Here is a 4,867-nt window from a genome sequence, read left to right as displayed (position 1 = left end):
AATTTGGGAATTTTTTCATACGATTCCAAATATCGATAAGATATTTTTAAAATCTATTTTCTTAGAGTATAAATTTTAAATATTTTTATAAATTAACTTCCTTTTTTTAGTAAATAAAAAAGGAAGTTAAATAAGTTGTTAGTATTTTATTTTAGATGAATTTTTATTTAAGAACTTGGCATGAAAGGATAATGAAACTCAAATTTTAAGATTGTTATTATCTTATCGATAACCATGTTTTTTTGAATAAAAAGTTACTTGTTTAATATTTTTTAAACAGATAAGCTTCCATCACATAGAAGTCCTCCAGGTCCTGGAACACCAAAAACTTGACAAAAGCGTGAGGTATTGCAACACCCCATTCCACAGTCTTGATGTGATTCGCAAAATTTTCTACCTCCATTAATTTGTTTTTGCTCTATTTTATTTAAAGCTTTTCCTAGATTTAAGATTGATTTTTTCATAATTAATATTTAAAGAATTATTTTTGCGGCGAACATTTAAAGACACTCACCTTTGTGTCTATTCTTCGCGAGAGAATTTTGTTCTAATTCAAAGCCCTAAAAGGGCTTTGCCTTTTTTTAGCTGTTTTTTTATAATGTGTTTTTAATGGTATGATAGATTAATTATTTTTTCTTAATTCTTAAAGGAAGAAGACTAAGTTTTTTCGATTGTATTTCTCTTATAACAAATAATTTCTTTACCTAATTCAGAAATATATGCTGTTGATAACAGTTATAGATTTTTTGCATTGTAAATTTCATCTATTGATATGTGATTTTTTATTAATTCTTTTGATAAATGTGTCTTCTGAGGGGAAAGATCTTGCTGGTTTCTTAAGTGAGATGAGTTGCTAGCGAAGGTAAACGAGAACAAGGTGTTTATTGGGGGTAATTCATATCTGATTAGAATTGTTTCATAATCGAAGAGTTTAAGTAATTATTTGCATTTGGCTGTATATGAAATTAATAAAGGTTAAGTATCATAACTAAATATTAACAATATGGTCTTTATTAATATAATCTTAAAATCAAAAAGTGAATAGAGGAATTGGAGAGAAAATAATTAGCTTTGTTGTCTTGTACCCCGATTAATATGAAAAGAAAAATAATAATATTATGTTGCTTGATAGTTATTTCATGTAAGAAAACTCCAGAAAAAACTCTACCAAAATTACCTGTTTTTTTTAATGATAAAATAAAAAAAAGTATTCCTAAAGATTCATTAAAGTTTTATTTAAGCCTATTGAAAAGTATTCCTAAAAAGAATTTATCAGATTCATTAAAAGCAGAGTTTTATTATACTGCAGGAAGATATAATATTCGTTTAAAAAAGTATGATTCAGCAATAAATAACTTTAGTAAAGCAACATCCTTTTCTGGAAATAAGATAAAGTCAAATAGAGAGGTTTTGTACTTTAGAGCCTTAAGGCAAACATATTTTACATATAAAAATGATTATTTAAATGGAGAAGGAGTGAATGAAAAGCTGTTATCTCTTTTGAATAGTCAAGATTATAAGAATAAAGCTTATGTGTATTATTTTAAGCAAATAGTTAAGGTAAAATTAAAAGAGTTTAAAGAGGCACTAGTTGCAAGTGATTCAGCTACAACAATGCTCTTAAAGGTAGGGGATACAACTAATTATGTAATGGCAAAGATAGGGAGGTCTACTATTCTGAGTAGCTTGAATGAACAGAATAAAGCCATTAAGGAATTAAAAAAGACTCTTAAATATGAAGATAATTTGAAAACAGCTGCAAGATATGAGTTATATGGAGCATTAGGCTTTTATTACTATAATAATGCGTTATTTTACAAGGGTATTTCTGCATTTGAAAAGGCACTAACTTTTTCTAAAAAATTACCACTTCATTTAGCTAAAACTAGGCAAGCTAATAGTTATTTAAATTTATCTAAATCCTATATAAGATTACAAAAACTAGATCTAGCTCAAAAATATGTAGACTCTATTTATGCTTTAGGTATAGAGGATATTGATTTTACAAATCATAGAAGTGTTTTGAAAACTAATTTGGAAATTTTATCTAAAAAAGGAAAAGGTATAGATGAAGTTTTAGCTCAATTAGATTCAATAAATGATTTTCAAGAGAAAAGTTATGCAAATAGGATGAATAGTGAGTTAAAGGCTTTAAAAAAATCTCATCAAAAAGAAATAATATCTGAAAAAGCAAGGGAAGAGGCTGAAATTAAAAGTCTTAAATTGGAAAGAAATCAGTATATATTAGCTTTATTATTATTGATAGCTATTGTAATAGGAGTACTGATTTTGAATTTGTACAGACAAAGAAGGTTTAAAATAGAGCAGCAGAACTTTTTATTACAGCAACGATTATTACGTTCACAAATGAATCCCCATTTTACATTCAATAGTTTAAGTTTAATAAAAAACACTATAGAAGAAGATAGCGAGAAGTCAATAAAATATATTCAAAAATTTTCTAAACTATTAAGGTCTATATTTCAAAATTCAACAAAGAATTACGTGCCTATAGAAGATGAATTAGAATCGTTACAGAATTATATCGAATTACAACAGTTCAGGTTTCCAGATAGATTTGATTATAGAATTGAAAATACGATTGATACTGAAGATGATGTTTTAATTCCACCAATGTTATTACAGCCTTTTGTTGAAAATGCAATAATTCATGGATTTAGAAAGAGTGATTCAATAGGGAATCTTTTAATTCATCTTCAACTTTTTGAAAAATATATTAATTGTGTTATTGATGATGATGGAGTTGGTATAGATGAAGATAATATTGACAATAGATCATCAGTTAAATTAATAGATGAATTTTTAAAGAAAATGACAGGTGAAGGAATTGTTATTTTGAATAAAAAGACAATGTCGAAAAAAAATAAAGAAGTTGGTACTAGAGTAGAATTAAAAATCCCATATAATATATTTTAAACATGTTAAAAACACTAATTGTAGAAGATGAAAGACACGTAAGAGAAAATTTGAAAAAAAGGGTTTTCCAAGATTTTCAAAGTGAAATATCTATTGTAGATGAAGCTATTTCAGTAAAAGAAGGAATAGAAAAAATTAAAAGATATAAACCTCAATTAGTTTTTATGGATATTGATCTTGGAGATGGAACTAGTTTTGATATTTTATCATCTTTAGATGAAATTAAATTTAAAATAATTTTTATTACAGGTTTCGATTCACATGCTATAAAGGCTATTAGATTAGGTGCTTTAGATTATTTATTAAAACCTATAGATGAAGATGAATTTAAAGTAGCGGTGAGTAAGGCGATAGATACAGTGGAAAAAGAAAACACTAATGGGGGATCCATAAATATAGCTAATCATTATTATAGAGAAGGAGAGCACCGTAAAATTGTATTGAAGACTTTAGATACCCAACATTTGGTTTCTTTTGAAGATATTCTTTTTTGTAAGTCTGAAGGAAATTATACAACTTTTTATCTTTTTGAAGAGAAGATAGTTATTTCTAAGCCAATGAAGAAAGTTGAGGAATTGCTTGATAATCAACGATTCATTAAATGTCATCAATCGTATATCGTAAACAAAGCATATATAACAAAATATACAAATGAAGGATTCTTAATAACTAAAACAGGCGAACAAATTCCAGTTGCTACAAGAAGAAAAGATATGGTTTTAAAAGCGTTGTTTTAAGAAGAGGTAAACGAATTTGAATTCATTGCAGGCGAATTTGAACTGTTAGATTTAACATAATATTTCAAATGTATTTTTGAGGAAATAATCAAAAAAAAAAGAATATGAAGTTTTTAAAACTGCTTTTTTTTGTACTACTTATTTGTATTTCTTGCAATGTAAATAATGAAGAGATACAAATAATTGAAAAAGAACAAAATAAGGCTAACAGAAACAATTTTAACTCGAAACCATTTCAAATTTATAATGCTCAAGAAGTAGAGCAATTAATGTTTATGACATCTTTTTTAATAGGTAAAACGCTTATTGAGAATGAGTCTGCAAGAGATTTTTTTTATAATCATATTGCAGATTCAAGAATCACAGCAATAAAATTATCGGATATTATGGATGATGATACTATGGATTCAAATCCATTTGAAATAGAGTTTCAAAAACAGTTTAATAAATATAATTATCATAAAAATCCTCAAACAGGAGAGACAGATCCACCTACATCAACAAGTTTAGATCCAGATCCATTTAGATGGGGAGGAATATTTGGTCCAACGATGCTTTATGAATTATTTATAGATAAGGTTATAAACTTAAATGACTGGGAACTGTATTTTCCAAATAAAAACTCAGTATTAAGTAATGGACTTACACTTACGGAATACTTCCAGAGAAATGATAGAGTTATTTGTTTATGGAGACTTAACGAAAAAATTAAAAGAATATATAGTGATGGTCTTATATTATATACAGATGGGAGAGGCAGTTATTTACCTTTAAATTTTAATCCATCAAATAGTTCATCTTTTACATTTCTTTTAAGAAATTAAATAGATAATTTAATATTAAAGGGGAATTAGTCATATTACTATAATGACTAAATATTTAAGAGCAACTTAAAAAAGTTGCTCTTTTTTATGAAAAATAATTTATTTAATAATATTTCTAAGTTGATAGAAAAAACGTTCTATCAAGCGTAAATCCTCAGTTACTATGTTTGCGGTTCCTTTCATTTCTTGTCTGAAAGCTATTTTTTTACCATAAGTAGTTTTTAAGTCCTGTGGCAACTCCACATTTATTAAATAATTTCCTTCTTCATCTGGAATTAAAGATATTGATTTAACTGTTCCATTTAATTCTCCAAATTCATCTGAAGGGTAGTTTAATAACTTAATTTGAACCTTTTGTCCTTTCTTTAT

The 4,867-nt window shown here is 26.5% G+C and carries 4 protein-coding genes and 1 pseudogene; 3 read left to right on the top strand and 2 right to left on the bottom strand.

Annotated features, from left to right (window positions below; all coding sequences use genetic code 11):
* Window positions 1-272 precede the first annotated feature (272 nt).
* A complete protein-coding gene (locus tag F7018_RS11235) occupies window positions 273-464 on the bottom strand; it encodes a hypothetical protein (RefSeq protein WP_150900167.1) in 192 nt (63 codons plus the stop codon).
* Window positions 465-1,095: 631 nt separating this feature from the next.
* On the opposite strand from F7018_RS11235, the gene F7018_RS11230 reads away from it, so the two are divergent.
* The 3 genes from F7018_RS11230 (at window position 1,096) to F7018_RS11220 (ending at window position 4,498) form a co-directional block, all read left to right on the top strand.
* Window positions 1,096-2,937 (top strand): histidine kinase, encoded by a 1,842-nt coding sequence (locus F7018_RS11230; RefSeq protein ID WP_150900166.1) that lies wholly within the window; start codon window positions 1,096-1,098, stop codon window positions 2,935-2,937.
* A gap of 2 nt (window positions 2,938-2,939) precedes the next feature.
* Complete coding sequence (locus F7018_RS11225; RefSeq protein ID WP_150900165.1) at window positions 2,940-3,674, top strand: LytR/AlgR family response regulator transcription factor; 735 nt, start codon at window positions 2,940-2,942, stop codon at window positions 3,672-3,674.
* A 104-nt stretch (window positions 3,675-3,778) separates the two neighbouring features.
* Window positions 3,779-4,498, top strand: coding sequence for a hypothetical protein (locus tag F7018_RS11220; RefSeq protein ID WP_150900164.1), 720 nt, complete (start codon window positions 3,779-3,781; stop codon window positions 4,496-4,498).
* 99 nt (window positions 4,499-4,597) lie between these two features.
* On the opposite strand, the pseudogene F7018_RS11215 reads toward F7018_RS11220, so the two are convergent.
* Window positions 4,598-4,867: pseudogene (locus F7018_RS11215) on the bottom strand (HlyD family efflux transporter periplasmic adaptor subunit); the annotation flags it as partial.

The organism is Tenacibaculum aiptasiae (genome assembly GCF_008806755.1).
Lineage (GTDB): Bacteria > Bacteroidota > Bacteroidia > Flavobacteriales > Flavobacteriaceae > Polaribacter > Polaribacter aiptasiae.
The sequence above is the reverse complement of the archived record's forward strand: the minus strand, read 5'-3'. Positions and strand labels throughout refer to the sequence as shown.